15 protein-coding genes and 1 pseudogene are annotated in these 17,039 nt (G+C 40.0%); 11 read left to right on the top strand and 5 right to left on the bottom strand.

All coding sequences use genetic code 11. From position 1 onward, the window contains the following. Positions 1–21 precede the first annotated feature (21 nt). The 4 genes from ADS77_RS10555 to ADS77_RS10540 form a co-directional block, all read right to left on the bottom strand. Positions 22–264: a hypothetical protein gene (locus ADS77_RS10555; protein WP_054205846.1), complete on the bottom strand. Its 243-nt coding sequence runs from the start codon at positions 262–264 to the stop codon at positions 22–24. A 98-nt stretch (positions 265–362) separates the two neighbouring features. Then, positions 363–1,898, bottom strand: coding sequence for a PH domain-containing protein (locus tag ADS77_RS10550; RefSeq protein ID WP_082355665.1), 1,536 nt, complete (start codon positions 1,896–1,898; stop codon positions 363–365). Beyond that, positions 1,891–2,463: a PH domain-containing protein gene (locus ADS77_RS10545; protein WP_054205898.1), complete on the bottom strand. Its 573-nt coding sequence runs from the start codon at positions 2,461–2,463 to the stop codon at positions 1,891–1,893. The genes ADS77_RS10550 and ADS77_RS10545 overlap by 8 nt, the downstream gene beginning before the upstream one ends. Before the next feature lie 65 nt (positions 2,464–2,528). Beyond that, positions 2,529–3,380, bottom strand: coding sequence for a D-hexose-6-phosphate mutarotase (locus ADS77_RS10540; RefSeq protein ID WP_054454319.1), 852 nt, complete (start codon positions 3,378–3,380; stop codon positions 2,529–2,531). Positions 3,381–3,716: 336 nt separating this feature from the next. Here ADS77_RS10540 and ADS77_RS10535 point away from each other — a divergent pair, with 336 nt between their 5' ends. The 7 genes and pseudogenes from ADS77_RS10535 to ADS77_RS10505 all read left to right on the top strand — a co-directional run. Continuing rightward, the gene (locus tag ADS77_RS10535) at positions 3,717–4,220 is read left to right on the top strand and encodes a MarR family winged helix-turn-helix transcriptional regulator (RefSeq protein ID WP_054205843.1); all 504 of its coding nucleotides are present in this window, start codon (positions 3,717–3,719) and stop codon (positions 4,218–4,220) included. 97 nt (positions 4,221–4,317) lie between these two features. Then, a complete protein-coding gene (locus ADS77_RS10530) occupies positions 4,318–5,616 on the top strand; it encodes a porin (protein WP_054205842.1) in 1,299 nt (432 codons plus the stop codon). Between the two features lie 190 nt (positions 5,617–5,806). After that, positions 5,807–6,274, top strand: coding sequence for an RNA polymerase sigma factor (locus ADS77_RS10525; RefSeq protein WP_054205841.1), 468 nt, complete (start codon positions 5,807–5,809; stop codon positions 6,272–6,274). Between the two features lie 16 nt (positions 6,275–6,290). Then, on the top strand, positions 6,291–7,235 hold the full coding sequence (locus tag ADS77_RS10520) for a FecR family protein (protein ID WP_054454317.1): 945 nt from the start codon (positions 6,291–6,293) through the stop codon (positions 7,233–7,235). Between the two features lie 91 nt (positions 7,236–7,326). Then, entirely contained in the window at positions 7,327–9,954 is a 2,628-nt protein-coding gene (locus ADS77_RS10515) for a TonB-dependent receptor (RefSeq protein ID WP_054454315.1), read from the top strand. A 91-nt stretch (positions 9,955–10,045) separates the two neighbouring features. Continuing rightward, entirely contained in the window at positions 10,046–10,633 is a 588-nt protein-coding gene (locus ADS77_RS10510; RefSeq protein WP_054205839.1) for a biliverdin-producing heme oxygenase, read from the top strand. Then, positions 10,630–11,013: pseudogene (locus tag ADS77_RS10505) on the top strand (YbaN family protein); the annotation flags it as partial. The gene ADS77_RS10510 and the pseudogene ADS77_RS10505, both read left to right, overlap by 4 nt. 181 nt (positions 11,014–11,194) lie before the next feature. Here the strand turns inward: ADS77_RS10505 and ADS77_RS10500 are convergent. Beyond that, positions 11,195–11,953: a transporter substrate-binding domain-containing protein gene (locus ADS77_RS10500; protein ID WP_054205838.1), complete on the bottom strand. Its 759-nt coding sequence runs from the start codon at positions 11,951–11,953 to the stop codon at positions 11,195–11,197. 182 nt (positions 11,954–12,135) lie between these two features. Between ADS77_RS10500 and ADS77_RS10495 the strand changes: the two genes are divergently transcribed. The 4 genes from ADS77_RS10495 (at position 12,136) to ADS77_RS10480 (ending at position 17,010) form a co-directional block, all read left to right on the top strand. Further along, the gene (locus ADS77_RS10495; RefSeq protein ID WP_054205837.1) at positions 12,136–12,768 is read left to right on the top strand and encodes a PepSY-associated TM helix domain-containing protein; all 633 of its coding nucleotides are present in this window, start codon (positions 12,136–12,138) and stop codon (positions 12,766–12,768) included. After that, positions 12,768–13,277 (top strand): DUF2271 domain-containing protein, encoded by a 510-nt coding sequence (locus ADS77_RS10490; RefSeq protein WP_054205836.1) that lies wholly within the window; start codon positions 12,768–12,770, stop codon positions 13,275–13,277. Before ADS77_RS10495 ends, ADS77_RS10490 begins: the two co-directional genes overlap by 1 nt. A gap of 43 nt (positions 13,278–13,320) precedes the next feature. Next, complete coding sequence (locus ADS77_RS10485) at positions 13,321–14,163, top strand: DUF4198 domain-containing protein (protein ID WP_054454313.1); 843 nt, start codon at positions 13,321–13,323, stop codon at positions 14,161–14,163. Between the two features lie 441 nt (positions 14,164–14,604). After that, positions 14,605–17,010, top strand: a complete 2,406-nt coding sequence (locus ADS77_RS10480) for a PKD domain-containing protein (protein ID WP_054454311.1) — start codon at positions 14,605–14,607, stop codon at positions 17,008–17,010. Positions 17,011–17,039 lie beyond the last annotated feature (29 nt).

The raw sequence follows: 17,039 nt of genomic DNA, 5'->3' as shown, positions 1-17,039 counted from the left end.
AAGCGTGTGCTACTTTTACAACTAATCAAGCTCCAGCGGTCGCACTAAACTGACCAGCATACTGACGATAAAAATTGAGATAACAAACACAAATACGGTACGTAATACCCCTAATCCTGCGCTATACATGGCTAAAGTGATCAAGCCTCCAATAACGAACACGCCACAACGGGCACATAATTGTGATTTTTTACTCTCGCAACGCACATTACACATTAGTACCAGCACACAGCAAAAAGCAATTAAACAAAGCGTTAATGCCATCATAACCTCCAATGAATGAGATAAGGTGGCATTAAGTATAGTGAGAATTAAAAATAGATCAATGCAATTGATAACTATTTGCAATTGGGTTTATTTAACTACATCCAACTGCGTTGATCTGATTCAGCTTGAAATAAAGTAAAGTCAATTATCTCATTTGCTACATCTGCCTTGAGGTATGGCATTGAAACAGTGCCTGCCGCAAGTTGTATATACATGCTTTTCAAGCCGCTTTTACGCATAAAATAAGTGCTTACACTATACGTACTTTGTGCTTTGTATAATTCAAACACACGGTATTGAACACCGATCATACCACTGCGAAATACACCGTAATAGCGACCTTTATATTGATAGAAATAGTAGCCATAACGCTTATAAGATAAATAAACTAACATGCTGAGTAGGGTAAAACTAAGCGCACTATAAAAGGGGTTTATTACTTCATTAAAGTAACCAAATATAGCAAAGATCAAACTCGGCAAAAATGCATATAAGAATAGATTTTTAATCAATAACGCCTTTTCGACTCCTTTAAAATTCAACGTTTTAAAATCAAATCCCTCGGTATTAATCCAAGGATGCACCCATTGGCAAGCTTGCTTTACCTGCTCCAGTGTTAGCACCGGCATGACTAAGCTTTGCTTACTTTTAGCGCCCGCAGTAAACCCACCGCTGGTTGCTTGCAAGCATTGCACTGTATAGCGCTTTAATAAACGTGCGACAAGGTTTTGTTTAATAAGCATAGATTGAACTTTATCAAGACTCACTGATAACTGGTGACGCTCTAATAGCCCAGATATACGCTTAAATTTTCCACCATGAAAGTACAGCTCATAATTATAAAAGCGGATCAACGACATTAACACCGACAGTAATACTGCGATTAGCACAATAAATACGAATAATGAAAAAACAGCGAGTGCAGCTGCATTTACCAGCATGCCTACTTCTTGTTGATAAAAAGACTCAAGACGGTTAATGACTGCTTTTTCTAAAAACTCAAATACAACATTCATAAAAGGCGCAAGCGCTGCCAGCGCTAAAATCGCCATGTTCGACATCAGACCAAACTTTGCGACTTCTTTATTGCTTAATGTAAGGCACTGGTGTGGTTCACTTGCATCTAAATCATCCGCCTCTGGCGCAGTGGCATCTGGTTGTTGCGTTTGTTTGTAAGCCAGTACACGCTCACGCATCTGCTCTGCATAATTAACGGTAACGCCAGGCAAAACGGCCTCTTGGCTGGTACTCCCTGCGGCATCAAAAATGCAATTAACTAAGCCTAGCGGTTTAAAATAAAATGGTTCAGCGATATTAACGTTTTGTACGCGCAAAAAATTAAGAGTCAGGCGCTCTTTTTTAAATACACCTTTGTTGAGTAAGATTTCGTGATCATCAGAAATGCAATATCGAAAATTTATATAATAAGCAAACGAATAAACGAGTAATCCTACAACAGCCACCGCTCCCGCTATTTGACCCCAAAACAATTTGTCCTGTACCTGTGTGACAAATACAATGCCAATAGGCAAAAGGTTAAATATACCGTCTTTTACAAAACGAAAAGCAAAGTGCAGCACAAAATAAACCAGCGCCCAAGGCGATACTCGCTGCCATTTTAGATTACCCATTTGACTGCTCATTACCAGTGTCGATAACTTTTTCAATCACTAAATCTTCACTTTCGGTCGCTTGCCTGTCTTCGGTGTATTTTTGGATAAACTGACGGATATCTTTACAATCATCATGGCTTAACCCGCTAATATTTAAATCAGCGCTCATGCCACCTGCACTGTATAAACGTAAACTCGCAAGCCCTAGCCTTCGCTCCAACGGGCCCCTGTGAATTTCTGTGTGCTGTATGCGAGAAAGCGGTAAAATTGTTACTTGCTGCCAAATAACCCCTTTTTGATAAGCAATATCATGAGTACGTACTGCCACGCCCCTCAATCGCACACTTATCACATTGTAAGCTAACGAGATCAGTAAAATAATCGGTAAGCCAATCAATAAAGGCGTTTGTGCAAAATTAGAAAAATCGTCATTAAACACACATACACCAGCCAATACAGCCATAACTGGTACATAAAAAAGCAACCAACTAAGTTGTGTATAAAGTAATGCTTTGTCTGCAAGGGGTTTAAAGTCAATAATATGGTGTTTTGGTAAAGTATCTAGCTGATGGTTTTCGAACACAGTGGTTAAATCCTTAAAAAGCCAACCCACATAGTGAGTTGGCTTAAATGAGGTGAGTAAATAGACTATACCCAGCTAATTGTCGTAGCTAGGGTGTGACTTTCACCGGGCGCAACAACCGCGCTGTCATTCATTACATTTGCGGCTTCTAAACAAAGCATTGTGTGATACTCATCGTCAGCAAAATTAGATAAGCGCTTTGATTTATCAATCCATGGATTCCACAATACACAAGAGCTTGAGTTCTCACGGCCGACTTCAATAATGCCATCTGGCGTGATAATACGCTGTGTTTCTGGTGCTTGGGTATAAACCATGTCTGTTTCACGAGCAAAACCAACTAGTTCATTTTGATCAAATGGCCCTTCGTCAAACTCTATATACTTCGAACCTTGCAAGCCATCAACCTTAGTATCAACAATTGAAGGGGTGGGGAAATAAGTGTGTAATGCTTGGGTAAAGGTAATGGTTTCGCTGCTCAAATTTGTAGTCGTCAAACGCACTTCAAGTTTTGACGTTAAGATAAACTCAACTTTTAATTTAGATTTATGCGGCCAATAAGTTTCATCCACCTGTGCCATTGGTAAAGTTAAGCTCACTTTAATTTCATCATCTTGCTCAGCCACTTCATCCGCACGCCAAAGACTAGTGCGCGCAACACCATGAATCGGCCATTCTGGGTTAGGGTTTACGCCAAACCATGGCCAACAAATTGGAATGCCACCTCTAATGCCTTTACCTTCTTGGTAATCTTCCTCACTCGACACCCAAATTAATGGCTTTTTGCCGCTAGGTGTAAATTCAGTGAGTTGCGCACCTTGCAAGAAGATTTTAGCACTGCAAAACTCGCTTGCTACATTGATATATTCTAAGCCTGAATCAGTTTGTTCTATGCTTACAGATGGAGATAACTTCATAATACGTCCCATAAAAATGAAAAGCCTGTCACACCTTACCCAATACCTAACCAGTTAGTAAATATTATTTAGTGAGTTTTTATGTCAAATTTACAATTTCTCACTCTGTCACTCTCTTTTAGCAAGATGAGTACTCTAAACAATTAATTAAAATGCATTGAAATGAAGTAATTTTGATTTCAACTCAAATTAAATAAAAAGCAATCATAGACCACTGTAAAGCTATTAATACGCCATTAATCACCTACATCTATTTGAACTCTATTTATTAGATGTGTAATATTTATTGATTGCGCTCGTACCTTGGCCGTAAATCACCTTCTAATGAGATAAAAAATGCAAAAATATGACGAGTTACTAGTTTCTTTACGCAAAGTGATCCGTGCGATTGACCTTCATTCTAAACAATTAAATAAAACATCAGGCCTCACCGGACCACAATTATTGATCATGACTGAAGTGGCGCAAACAGATGGCATTACGGCAAGTCGCATCGCTCAAAATGTAAATTTAAGCCCTGCCACGGTTACCAATATTTTAGATCGCTTAGAAAACCGAGATTTAGTCAGCCGTGTACGTAGTCAGCTAGATAAGCGCAGAGTAAGCCTCTACCTTACCGAAAGTGGTGAAACTATTTTGCAAGCCGCACCGCAACCGCTACAAGAGCATTTTATTGAGCAGTTTTCCGCACTTGAAGAATGGGAGCAAAGTCAGCTACTCTCATCAATGCAACGAATTGCAACCATGATGGACGCCCAAAGTCTCGATGCAGCCCCCCTGTTAGAAGTTGGAATAATAACTCGCCCAGCTGAAGGTAAGAGCTCAACTCAAACTAGTTAAAACAGCAACTTAAGATTATTCGATAAATTGAGATGTTTGGGTTAAATTAAGAAATAGTTTATTCTATATATACTCATTTCGAATTTAGCGATTTATCATGCTTAAACTCTCACAGTTAGCCCTCGCGACCATGCTAGGCGCAACAACTAGCACTGCAAATGCATCTGATATCGATGCCATGCAAGCTCAGCTTAATCTGTTACAACAACAAATGCAGCAATTACAACAGCAACTTGCTGCTGAAAAAGCGAAACAAGCAAAGGTTAATCAACAGCTTGAAGAGCAAAATATAACCATCGCCAAGCAAGCTGAGAACAACACCGAAGCAGCCCAATCAGGTGTTAAATTTGGCGGCGCAATTCGTACTAATTACAGCCATACATCGTACAGTGATGGAAATAAAAATCGCGGCGGCGATTTTGACTTTGATATTTTCCGTTTAAATGTATCTGGCGAGGTTGGCGGTGTATTAATTGGCGGTGAAATTCGCTTTTTTGATTATATGACCGCAATTAAATCTGCATGGGCTGGTTATCAATTTGCTGATGATTGGCAAGTACAAGCTGGTATTACCAAAGTCCCATTTGGTAATGACCCTTATAACTCACATAACTACTTTTTTAGTACCAATTACTACATTGGTTTAGAAGACGATCATGATTTAGGCGTTATATTTAAACGCCAAGTCGCAGACAATTGGCAGCTTGACTTAGGTTTTTTCAAAAATGATGAACTTGGTGGGGTTGATGGTTATGTTGAAGATCGTAGTCACCGCTATTCATATGATATTGTAGGGAGCCGTCCTGTTGACGAGGGCATTTACGCACAGCCAACAAAAGAGCTTGGTGAATACAATACCTTTACAGGCCGCTATGCCTATTATTTTGACCATGGCGAAGGCATGACCACCGAAGTGGGTCTCTCAGCTCTAGCGGGTGGTTTACATGACGGCCAAGATCGCGCGGGCAGCTACAACGCTTGGGCGTTACACCTTAATAGCACCATTAATAAGTGGAATATTCAGCTACAACATGGCGAATACGACTATAACCTAGATGAAACCAACCGCATTGCTGTTGGTTCGTATGCGTTTTATGACTCGATTGCCGCCAGCGCAACCACGAGCACATTCAACGTAGCGTATAGCGTGCCTGTTCAATGGGGACCGGTCAGTAACCTGCAATTTTATAATGATTACGGCATGATTTACAACAAGTCTGATGAGAGTGCAAACACCTGGATGAATGTAACGGGTGTATCTGTCGCCGCTGGTGGCTTATTTACTTACTTTGATTTAGTGCACGCACGTAATCAGCCATTTGTTGGTGGTTCTAGTGCTGGCGACAGCGATGAAACAGAACGCCGCTTTAATATCAATATTGGTTACTATTTCTAAACCTCACTTTACTTAAACACCCAGTATGCATACATACTGGGTGTTCACTTAACTTTTTTTAATACGTTATAAACTACAACTATAAGCCCTTTGCTTTGTGTGTACTTGAACACGCAAACGATAACAATTGTCATTACTGATATAAACTGCTAGCATCCACCTCCTTTTTTAGAAACAAAACAGGTGTGAATTGGAACGATATTACGCTGAGGTCTTAAGCTTTATTTCTCGTTCAGTAGGCTGTCGAGATAAAGCGGAGAACATAGTTCAAGAGGCTTACACTCGCCTACTCAGCAACCGTACTAATAAACAAAGCCAAGACGATAACCATCAACGGGCGTTATTTTTTACTACCGCCAAAAATATTGTTATTGATCACTATAGACGTAGCAAAAAATTTGCAGAACCTGTTGAGATTGAACTGATCGCACCTACTGATTTTGAGCCTGAAGCAAAATTAGCCAGCCAGCAACAACTCAATTTACTTTATACTTGTATTGATCAGCTGCCACTTAAAACTAAACAAGCATTTGTGCTTTATAAATTTAAAAATTTGAGTTATCAACAAGTCGCTGATCAAATGGGTATTTCTGTCAGTATGGTCGAAAAACATTTGGCAATCGCCATGCTGGCATGTCGCGATACACTAAAAAAATAATTACGAGAAAATGAAAATGGATCGTCATCAAACACAGTTGCAACTTCAGCAGCAAGCAAACGCTTGGCTTGAACAACAAAAAACTGGGCTTAGTAAAAACCAACAGCACGCATTTTTAACATGGCTTAATACCAACCCCGAGCACCTGGCGGCATATCAACAAAGCCAGCAAGTAGATCAGTTATTAACACAATTTTCTGATAGTGATATTACACAACTTAATATATCAACCACCAAGCGTGTATCGCCATTGTGGGCGATTGCTGCGTGTGTGGCATTATTTATGGTCAGCATAACTAGTTATCAATTTTGGCCGCAAAATGACACCAGTGCACATTACAGCGCACAGTATCAATCAGCCCGAAGTGAGCAATTTGATGTTGCGCTACCTGATGGTTCGCAATTAAGCCTTGATGCGCAAACTCACCTGACATTAGCTTTCGATGCTAATCAACGGGTAAATAACCTCATCCAAGGCCGCGCGTTATTTGATGTTACCAGCGATCCACAACGCCCTTTTATTGTCATCGCTGATAACACAAAAATAACCGTACTTGGGACACGCTTTAGTGTTGATAAAAAACAAAATAGCACACGAATCAGTGTCGAACACGGGCGTGTCAAAGTGCAAAACAAGCAACATTTAATTGAGTTAGTACAAGGCCAGCAAGTACTATTTAATGAGCAAGGTATGGCTGTACAAAACGTAAACCCACATCTTGTTGCTGCGTGGCGTGATGGGCGCTTAATATTTAATAACGCACCTTTGGATGAAGTGTTTGCTGAGTTTAATCGTTATCATGATACTCATTTTGAATTTACTGATAGCACGGTAAGCAATATGATGTTGTCGGGGACTTTTAGCGCAACAGATCTCGATAACTTTTTAAATTTACTCCCTCACGTTTTACCTGTTGAAATTAAAAATACTAATAATCATATAGTTATTAGTAAAATTTAATTAATTTTATATTTTTATAACTTTTCATTGAGGGATTCTCATTATCATTCGTTTTCATATAAACCAATTTGTTTTATATGGAACGATTACAATGCCAAAATACCAGCCTTACCATGCTAAGTTAACCCCGCTTGCCTTCGCATTGGGACTTGCTTTGAGCCTACCAACAATGGCTCAAAGCTCATCAACTATTGTAACCTTCAATATTGCGCAGCAGCCATTAAGTCAGGCACTCAATCAATTAGCAAAGCAAGCAGATATGAGCCTAATTGCTGATGCCGCTATTTTGCGAAATTTACAAGCACCTGCAGTGTATGGCCAAAGAACAATTCATGATGCGTTATCACATGCATTGCAAAATACAGGCATTAACGCGCAAATTATAGATAACACCATTATCATCAAAGCCGATATCGCGGCTGATACATCATCTCAAACACCTGATTTAAGTAAGACCCAGATCAATGAAAAAACGACAATAACAGACGATCAAAATATTGAAGTAATCGTGATCAATGGCGATAAAATAAACCTCAATCGCCATGAGCTTGACCGCAACAAAGGGAGCTCTAATTCAGACATATTTTCAACATTTACCGGTATTGATGCTAATAATTTACGCAATGAAGCTGGCGCATTAGATATAGGTATTCGTGGTGTGCAAGGCGAAGGTCGGGTACCCATTTTTATTGATGGTAGCTTGCAATCAACCCATACCAATCGCGGCTATATGGGCACTTCAGATCGCACTTATATCGATTCAGACCTGATCAGCACTGTTGCCGTAGAGAAAGGTTCGGCCATTAAAGGCGCTGCATTTAGTGCTGGTGCTATTGGCGGAACGGTTAATATTACCACCTTAAATACGAGTGATATTCTAAAGCCTAACGCCGATGCTGGCGCATTAATAAAGCTCAAAACATACAACAATAATCACACACCAACCGTCAGTGATGATGCCAACCAGCAGCTGTATTATCAGGTCCGTAACCACAATAGCGCCAGTGATTTTGATAATGGCGGTATTCTACTCGCGGGTGCATTTAAAACGGATCAATTAAATGCAGTGCTTGCCTATAGTGATAAAAAAACTGGTAACTACTTTGCTGGTAAGCACGGTTATGAAAATTTTGTTGAAACGTATCAGTGGGGGCAAAGATTGCCACCAGTAAATCAAAATGGTGAAGTAGTAAACACCAGTTTTGAAAGTGAGTCTTATCTTGCAAAAATACAATATGCTTTTAACGACGAACATAATATTGAGCTAAATACACGTCATCACCAACAAGAAGCGGGTGAAATGCTTGCATCATACTGGTTCAAACAACGCGAAGGGGATTTCTGGATACTGCCTGATGGTGAATATGGCACTATCCCTGTTGGCATCGAAACTATGCCACAGTGGCAGCCGGGGTCTGCACTCGTAAATAGCGCAAACTTACTCTATCGTTTTTTGCCAACTAACAATCCATTAATTGATTTGAAAGTCAATGTATGGACAACCAACGCAAAATTACGACAATATAACGCCTTGGCCAGTAATTTGGGCCCTAATGCACTGCAATACTTTCATGAATACAGTAACCAGCGCCATGGCTTAGGTGCTTATAATACCTCTGCTTTTAATGTCATTTCAGTGCCAACTACATTGATGTATGGCGTTTCTTTACAAAACGAAATCCTTAAACCTAAAGAAGGGTCCCTAAAGTACTTTTACGGAGATAAAACCACCTCTCGTGATGGCAAACAAACAATCCGTAGCTTATTCGTGAATGCACAGTTTGATTTAGATCCAATTGAGTTAACCGTGAACCTTAACCACCATGACTCACAGACTAAAGATAACCAAAGTGAACTGGCGCTAAATTTCGATCCAAAAACAGATTTTACAGCGCAGCTTTATTACAGCTTATTTGATAATACAGCACTAAAAGCGAAGTACAGCAAAGCGTACCGCATGCCAAACATATACGAAACGACCGTTTCAAATGAAGTGTTTTCATATTCGCCTGACTACCCTGTCACGCCCGAAAACAGCAACACGTTTGAGCTAGGAATTGAAAGCCACTTTAGTGACACGTTAATTAAAGGGGATCGTCTAACGCTATCAGCTAACTATTTTGATACCCGAATTGAAAACATGTTGGCAACAGCGCAATTGCCAAACAAAGATCCTAATGCTCAACCATGGCAAGTAAAATATACCTTTACCAACTACGACAGTTTTGAATTACCGGGTATTGAACTTAACCTTAATTATAAAAGTGATTTATTTTACAGTACTATTTCATACACCAATTACACAAATATCAAAATATGTTCAGCGCTCATTGCAGGTATTGAAGGGGTTAATAACTGTAACAATCAAGGTTTTTCGGGCAGCTTAACGCCTCTTCGTATTCCACCAAAAAGAAACATCGTCGCCACGATTGGTACGTCATTTATCAATAATCGCTTCGATATCGGCTTTACTTATAAAGGGCACTCCGAAAAACACCACCCAGCTGGATTCTTAAGTGGAACTGGCGCAAAAGCTATCAGCAAAATTCCTGCTAGCTACCAGCTTGATTTTTTTGCTAATTATAAATTTAACAACACATTTAGTGGCTATACCACTATCACTAATCTAACTGATAGATACACGGTGTCATCAGGCTCAATTGTTGCTATGCCTGAGCCAGGACGCACTATCACAATCGGCCTCGAGATCAAGCTATAACCCAATGATGGCGGCTAGTTAGCCGCCACTTTGTACTTCACATTTCCAAATAAATATTTATAAACCGTCAATCCCATTAAGGAATCAAACAATGACAGCAGTAAGCGCTCCATCTAGGGCACTAAAACTTCGCCAACACACCGCTGATTTACATGACAATATCGATAAAAGTATTATGGAAAAAGACCCATTCGCTAGCGTAGATAACTACGTGCAGTTTTTATCATTGCAATATCACTTTTTAAAAGATGTAGCGGCTTTATATGAACACAGTGAATTAAGTGAACATATTGATGACTTGGTAGCACGTCGTCGCTTAAGTTTATTAGAGCAAGACTTTATTGATTTAAGGCGTAAATTGCCAACTATTACACTCAATCCTTTAGTTGATAACACTACAGATTTGGCAACCGCACTTGGTTGGTTATATGTTGTTGAAGGCTCAAAAGTAGGCGCAGCAATGTTAGGAAAACAAGTGCAAGTTCGTCTACAATATAACGGAGACTTTGCTGCTCGCTACTTAGCAGGACCAGGTGCTGGGCGTGGTAGTGCGTGGCGTCATCTAGTACAATTAATAGATAACATTGAGCTAAGCGATAAACAAGAGCAGGCACTTATCAACGGTGCTCGTCAAGCGTTCAGCCGCTTTCAACTATATCAGGCACACGTCTATTCATGAGCTTAAAGGTAACGTTAGTCGCGTATAAAAATGCTGGATACCAACTTCTCGGCTTAGCCCTAGTTGGGCTGGGGATCATTGGGATTGTTTTACCCGTTATGCCCACCACTATTTTCTTTATCTTGGCGCTGGCTTGCTTTACACGCTCATCACCTAAACTTACGGCATGGTTACTTAATCATCCAAGATATGGCGCAACACTGCGCCATTGGCAAGAACATAAAGTTGTGCCTATAAAGGCCAAATGGTTTGCAGGTATTGGCATGTTGTGTGGCTTCGTCTTATTGGCTATGTCATCACCATCGGGTTGGGTTCTCTACATGGTTGCCGTAATTGAGTCGTCAGTCATGATTTACTTATTGTCTCGACCATCCCGCCCAAGTCAACCCAAAGAAAAACAAATATCACAACAACAAGTTAAAATATTAGCCGCTTCAATTGCAATGCTAATTCATGCTGTCGTATTAACTGTTTTTATACATCAAGCAACTTCAGTGTAATTTTATAGTAAACCCACATCGGCACTGCATAGCTAGCTTGGCATGCTTCTTCAGTGCCGCTTTATAGTTCGCTAGCAGCCTGTGCCAAATATTGCCAAAATAACTCTACCTGCTGCGTGTTTTCCTGATAAAACACTTTATTAATTGGTAGATACAATTTTATTTCCATCATGTTGTGTTTAGTTATTGTCAGTTGCTCAGTTAAATTCAATTTTTGGATGTAATGCTGAGCAACCTCACGCTCAAAAATGTACCCATCTAACTTATCTACAGCGACCAATTGCAAGCCACGTTCAAGCGTGAGCTGTGAATCAGCAAGTAAGCCCGCTTGTTGGAATGACTCATATGATAAATAGCCAAAAGGTGCTGATAACCCAAAACGCATATTAGCTCGATATAATAATTCGTTAAGTCCCTGCTTATTTACCAAAGGAGTGACTAAATGATCCCGATCAAATACACCGCCTTTTTTAACAATCAGCGGGTAGCTAGCTTTGGCTAAATAGGCTGCAACAGGTGGAAATTGATACTCGCGCGCGCGCTCATCCGTGCGCGCCATTGAAAATAATCCTTGGGACTTATTTTGGCTTACATTTTGCTGACATTTTAACCATGAGCTACGTTGGTATTGTACTTTTAAATTGGCGTGTTTAGCGGCGGCATTAATATTATCAATAATACTGCCTGTGGGTCTTTTCTCTATATTTTGCCCTAAAACATAAGGCGAAAAATCTTTTGCCTCTAGGCATAGCTGCATCAATGGTTTGGCGGCCACTGCAGGTATAAATAAAGCACATGCTACTAGTAAATAATACTTCATCACTAAGCCTCTAGAATATTATCTCTACCATTATAACATCTTACTTCCTTGGATTTGATAAGCCTCTAGATGGATTTTTAATCACTATCCTAGTAAACAGTGTAAAGTTCGTAAATAATGTTGTGATAGCTAATGCAAATCATTACCATGTAGATAATATTGCCTTAACTACTTAATTATTTATGCCGTTAATAAATAAACGAACCTTATACAGCACTAGCCGTGCGTTACATATTTATCTATCTACAGCGTTGCTATTTTTACTTATTCTATTTTGTGTCAGCGGCATTGTGCTTAACCATGTTGATTGGCTCGAAGGCGATAAAAGTGATGGGCAATTAAATACGCCAATTCCCACGGATTTACTCGACAAAGCACAGCAAAATTTAACAACCTTACCTGCTTTATACCCTGAGATAGAAGCCTATCTAGCAGCGCAATATGGGTTAACAAAAGTGAAGAGTATTGAGTGGGAAAAAGAAGATGCATTAGTCATGCTCGACTACCCTCTCCCCGCAGGTTTTGCCTTTGCTGAGCTCGACTTTACCAGTGGCGAATTGAACTTAGAATACCAAACGGGTGGAATTTTAAGCCTAATAGGTGATTTACACAAAGGTCGCCACACCGGCGAGGCGTGGAGCTGGGTTATTGATATCTCAGCGGTATTGATGATCTTATTTTCCATCACTGGAATGATTATTTTATTTCAAAATAGAAAAAAACGCTTAGTAGGAATATGGCTAACAGTGCTTGGGGTCGCAACACCTGCCGTCATTTATTTATGCTGGGTACCGCAACTAAAAGGAGTGTCTTAATGCAAAAACTTAACACCTTAATTAGCGCCGTAATCTTATTTACAGCGGCTTTGTTTCTACCTCATGTTACTGCTGCGCAGGCTGAGCTTGAAATTGAAATAACTCTACCTGATTTAGACGTACAGCCATACCACCGCCCTTATGTGGCTGTTTGGTTAGAAACCCCTGAGCGAAAGCATGTAACAACACTCGCATTGTGGGTAGAAAAAGCAGAGTGGTTTAAAGATTTACGTCAATGGTGGCGTAAAGCTGGTAAAAGCGACGCCAACTTTGACGGCATAACAGGCGCTACAAAACGCCCCGGCACTTACACCATTAATTGGCACGGCAAAGATTTGGCTAACAATGCAGTTAAACCAGGTAAATACTTGCTAAACCTAGAAGTTGTTCGTGAAGAAGGCGGCCGTGATTATACCCGCGTTGCAATCGATCTAACAAAAGATGGCAAAATAACCATTGATGGTACTAATGAATATTCACAAAGTTTCGTCACTATTATTGCTAAGTAATACGTAAGCAAAGCAGCTACAACAATTTAAATAAGGAAAGATTATGAAAATCAATTTACTTAAAAGCGCACTAATTGGTGCACTTACTTTCACTGCTCTTGCATCAAGCTACGCCAGCGCACATGCACAATGGTTAGTGCCATCGCACACCTCTTTATCAGGCGATAAAGCGCATTACGTAATGGTAGATGCGAGTATTTCAAATGAAATTTTTGCACCAGATAAAGCATATCGTCCAAAAGAAAAAGGCGCTGAATATGACGATAACTTAATTATGGCGATTGGCCCTGACGGTAAACCTGTTAGTGACAAAATTCGTGCTTATTACCTAAAGCGCAAAAACTCAGCAGCTGTGAAGCTTGATGGCGAAGGGACTTACCACATTGCCATGACTCAAAAACCACGCTTAATGACATTCTATAAGAATAAAGATGGCGACCGTCGTCGTGTATTTGCTGGTAAAGACAGCAAGGATATTCCAGCCGATGCAACCGATATCAAAACAACGAAAGCAATCTCTACCGTTGATACCTTTGTAAGTCGTAACGGCACATCAAAACCTGCTCTGCTCGGTAAAGGTTTAGAGATAAGTGGTCCAACGCACCCTAATGATTTATTTGTTGGTGAACAAGCGCGTTTTCAACTATTAAAAGCAGGAAAACCTGCGGCTAACGTAGAACTCGCAATCTTAAAAGGCGATACACGCTATCGTAACGAACGTAATGAAGTAAAAATAACCACCGATAAAGAGGGATTTTTTAGCACAACGTGGCAACACCCTGGCTTATACCTAATTGAAGCCAGTATCAGTGAAGAATCGACTGAAAAAGGCATTGATAGCGTACGCTATTCGTTATTCACGACACTTGATGTAGCGCCAGAGTAACCTCTTTTTATAACGCAAAAAATAAGGTCAAGCTGTTTGCTTGGCCTTTTATTTGCTGTGCTCGCACCAACAATTTTCTATATTTATACACCGAACCATAAAACTAAACCTTTTGATTTTAAATCAAAAAACACTAATCAACGCCAAATCATTTATTCCTAAAAAAAACAACAATTACTATAACCTAGTTGTGTTAAGTTTTTTGTGACGAAAAAAAATACAGTTAATTAACGCAATCCACTTGCTTACTTGTATTTTTAGGTACATATTAAATACCAGTTTTGAATAATTACTTTAAACTATATTTAACGGATATAAATAGTATGGAAATTGGATTTCATTCCTGCATGAACAATGTAATTACTTACCCCATAATAATTATATCCACCCCACATCCTTAAAATAAATTTACACAACAATATTACCGATAAGGAAATTGATATGACGTGGAAGATCTTAATTCCGTGTGCTTTGGCATTTACACTCACTGCATGTGGCGGCGGCTCCGGTTCACCGACAGGCAATACAAACCCAGGTAAAACAGCACCAACAAACACCAAACCAACCGCCATGATTAATGCCCCGGCAGGTGAAATGCGTGTAAATACAACACTCATATTTAGTGGCACAAACAGTAGCGACCCTGAGAACGATACTTTAACTTACCAATGGCGCTTAACCAGTGTTGACGAACAAACTGAATTTGCCATTGCTGTAAACAATCAAAGTAAAGTCGAAATATCCGTAACTGAAGCACAAAGCTATAAGCTCACTTTAATCGTCAATGATGGCAAGCTTTCGAGCACACCGGTTGATAAATTAATTGAAATTAAAACCGCTCCCACGCAATTAATAGCCAGAGCAGGACAGCCTCAAACAGTAAAACAAGGTGATGTAGTTTTATTAGATGGCGCACTAAGCAGCACCTCAAACGGTGTGATCAATCAATACAAATGGCAATTTAATACCAAACCACTTAGCAGTAGTGCAACAATAGAAAACAATAATAGCGTTAAAAGTCAATTCATTGCAGATAAAAGTGGGAGTTATGCAGTAAAGCTAACAATTACTAATTCATTAGGCGAAACAGCAAGTAATGAGGTATTGATACAAAGCGAACCGCTCGATGATAATTCAGCTCCTCAAGCTGTTATTAAAGTGCAAAATAAAACCATCGCACCTAACAGCATAGCCACACTTGATGGCACGCAAAGTAGCGACCCTGATCAAGGTGATACCCTGAGCTATTTATGGGCCATTACCTCACAACCTGCCAATAGTAACCCAGCACTAACGGATAACTTAACCCACACAGCTGGATTCTCTTCCTCAGTACTTGGCCAGTACACGCTTTCATTAACAGTTAAAGATCAACACGGTGAAGCAAGTACAGCCTCAGTAACGTTAGCGGTAGAGGCGACTAATCAAGCCCCAATTGCGCAGCTTGTAGCTGAAAGAAGCATCATGTTAAATGACTTAGTCACGCTACAGTGCGCGCAGTGTAACGATCCTGAAGGGCAACCTTTAAGCTACCTTTGGAAATTACAAGGCAAACCAGGAAACAGTATCGCGCAACTAATCCAGCACACAACAGCAACACCTTCGCTTAGCGCTGATATTGAAGGTGATTATGTGATCACATTAATCGTATCAGATGGACAACTTAGCTCTGAGCAAGCTACAACCGTGTTACACGCGCAAGCTAATGAAAAACCAACAGCCATTATTAGTGATGTACCATCTATTTTAGTCGATGAGGAAATTCAACTTGATGGCTCACAAAGTACAGACCCTGAAGGCAAAGACCTTACCTATGAGTGGGAAATTGTATCACCGATAGGTCGTGCTACGCTTTCTAACACCGATGTTGCTAAGCCTTTATTTAAAGCATCAATGGCGGGAGAGTTTGTTGTTTCGCTACGTACCAACGATGGCGCTAAATACTCTGATACGCAAACTATTACTATCACAGTTAATCGAAATGCGCCGCCAGTGCTTATTTTTGAAGGACTGCAAACCCGCATAGCTGTTGTTGGCAACCCCGTTACGTTTGATGTTAGCCAAAGTTACGATCCAGAAGGTACCGCGCTTAATTATACTTGGGTACTTATTAAGCCTGATGGTTCAAATGCAGCTTTAACAACTACAGATCAAAGCACCACACAATTTACACCTGATATTGCTGGCATCTACAGCAGCGCTATTGTTATTGAGGATGCTGATGGTAATTCGAAAAATATGCTTTTCATCACCTCAGCAACAGACACGGCAATACTTACAGGTACTGTAAAAGGGCAAATTACTGATACCCAAAAAATAGGTATAGCTAATGCTAAGTTGCTAATTAATGGAGTAGAGCATACAACTGATGCTAGCGGCGTGTTTGATACAGTAACGGCGTTAGAAGAAGGCGCAAAAACCACAATTACAATTGCAGATGAAAGGTTAGCAAGCGGCGAATATAAGTCGGTAGCAATTACACAAAATGACTTTACCTTAAATTTAGGCCAATCAAGCTTACCGACAGTGCAAGATGTTGAAGTATCTGTATTCGTATGCCCAGAGTTTACTGGTCCTGATACAGTAAATTTACGCTTTAAAATGGTTGATACTATTTTAACTTCAAGCAGCTTTGAGTTTCAGTTTGACGAAACAAAATCTTTGGTATTGCCAAAAAGTAATGGCACCTACCTAGATGCCACCTTGAATATTGCACTTCCTAGCAGCGCAATTTATGAGGTAACGGTCACTGAGGATACTGTGAGTAATACAACTGGTGCAAACACAACTATTTACTACTCTCAAGCCACACCAAACCTAGCAATAATAAGTATTTGTAATATCTAAAATAATCATCTAAGCCACTTTAACCCTTG

Origin of the sequence: Pseudoalteromonas porphyrae (genome assembly GCF_001298125.1) — a bacterium.
Classification (GTDB): Bacteria; Pseudomonadota; Gammaproteobacteria; order Enterobacterales; family Alteromonadaceae; genus Pseudoalteromonas; species Pseudoalteromonas neustonica.
This window is presented reverse-complemented; position numbering and strand designations above follow the sequence as displayed.

Coding starts and splice junctions, on each gene's coding strand:
- ADS77_RS10555 (WP_054205846.1), bottom strand. CDS start 264: ATGGCATTAACGCTTTGTTTAATTGCTTTTTGCTGTGTGCTGGTACTA.
- ADS77_RS10550 (WP_082355665.1), bottom strand. CDS start 1,898: ATGGGTAATCTAAAATGGCAGCGAGTATCGCCTTGGGCGCTGGTTTAT.
- ADS77_RS10540 (WP_054454319.1), bottom strand. CDS start 3,380: ATGAAGTTATCTCCATCTGTAAGCATAGAACAAACTGATTCAGGCTTA.
- ADS77_RS10535 (WP_054205843.1), top strand. CDS start 3,717: ATGCAAAAATATGACGAGTTACTAGTTTCTTTACGCAAAGTGATCCGT.
- ADS77_RS10530 (WP_054205842.1), top strand. CDS start 4,318: ATGCTTAAACTCTCACAGTTAGCCCTCGCGACCATGCTAGGCGCAACA.
- ADS77_RS10520 (WP_054454317.1), top strand. CDS start 6,291: ATGGATCGTCATCAAACACAGTTGCAACTTCAGCAGCAAGCAAACGCT.
- ADS77_RS10515 (WP_054454315.1), top strand. CDS start 7,327: ATGCCAAAATACCAGCCTTACCATGCTAAGTTAACCCCGCTTGCCTTC.
- ADS77_RS10510 (WP_054205839.1), top strand. CDS start 10,046: ATGACAGCAGTAAGCGCTCCATCTAGGGCACTAAAACTTCGCCAACAC.
- ADS77_RS10500 (WP_054205838.1), bottom strand. CDS start 11,953: ATGAAGTATTATTTACTAGTAGCATGTGCTTTATTTATACCTGCAGTG.
- ADS77_RS10495 (WP_054205837.1), top strand. CDS start 12,136: ATGCCGTTAATAAATAAACGAACCTTATACAGCACTAGCCGTGCGTTA.
- ADS77_RS10490 (WP_054205836.1), top strand. CDS start 12,768: ATGCAAAAACTTAACACCTTAATTAGCGCCGTAATCTTATTTACAGCG.
- ADS77_RS10485 (WP_054454313.1), top strand. CDS start 13,321: ATGAAAATCAATTTACTTAAAAGCGCACTAATTGGTGCACTTACTTTC.
- ADS77_RS10480 (WP_054454311.1), top strand. CDS start 14,605: ATGACGTGGAAGATCTTAATTCCGTGTGCTTTGGCATTTACACTCACT.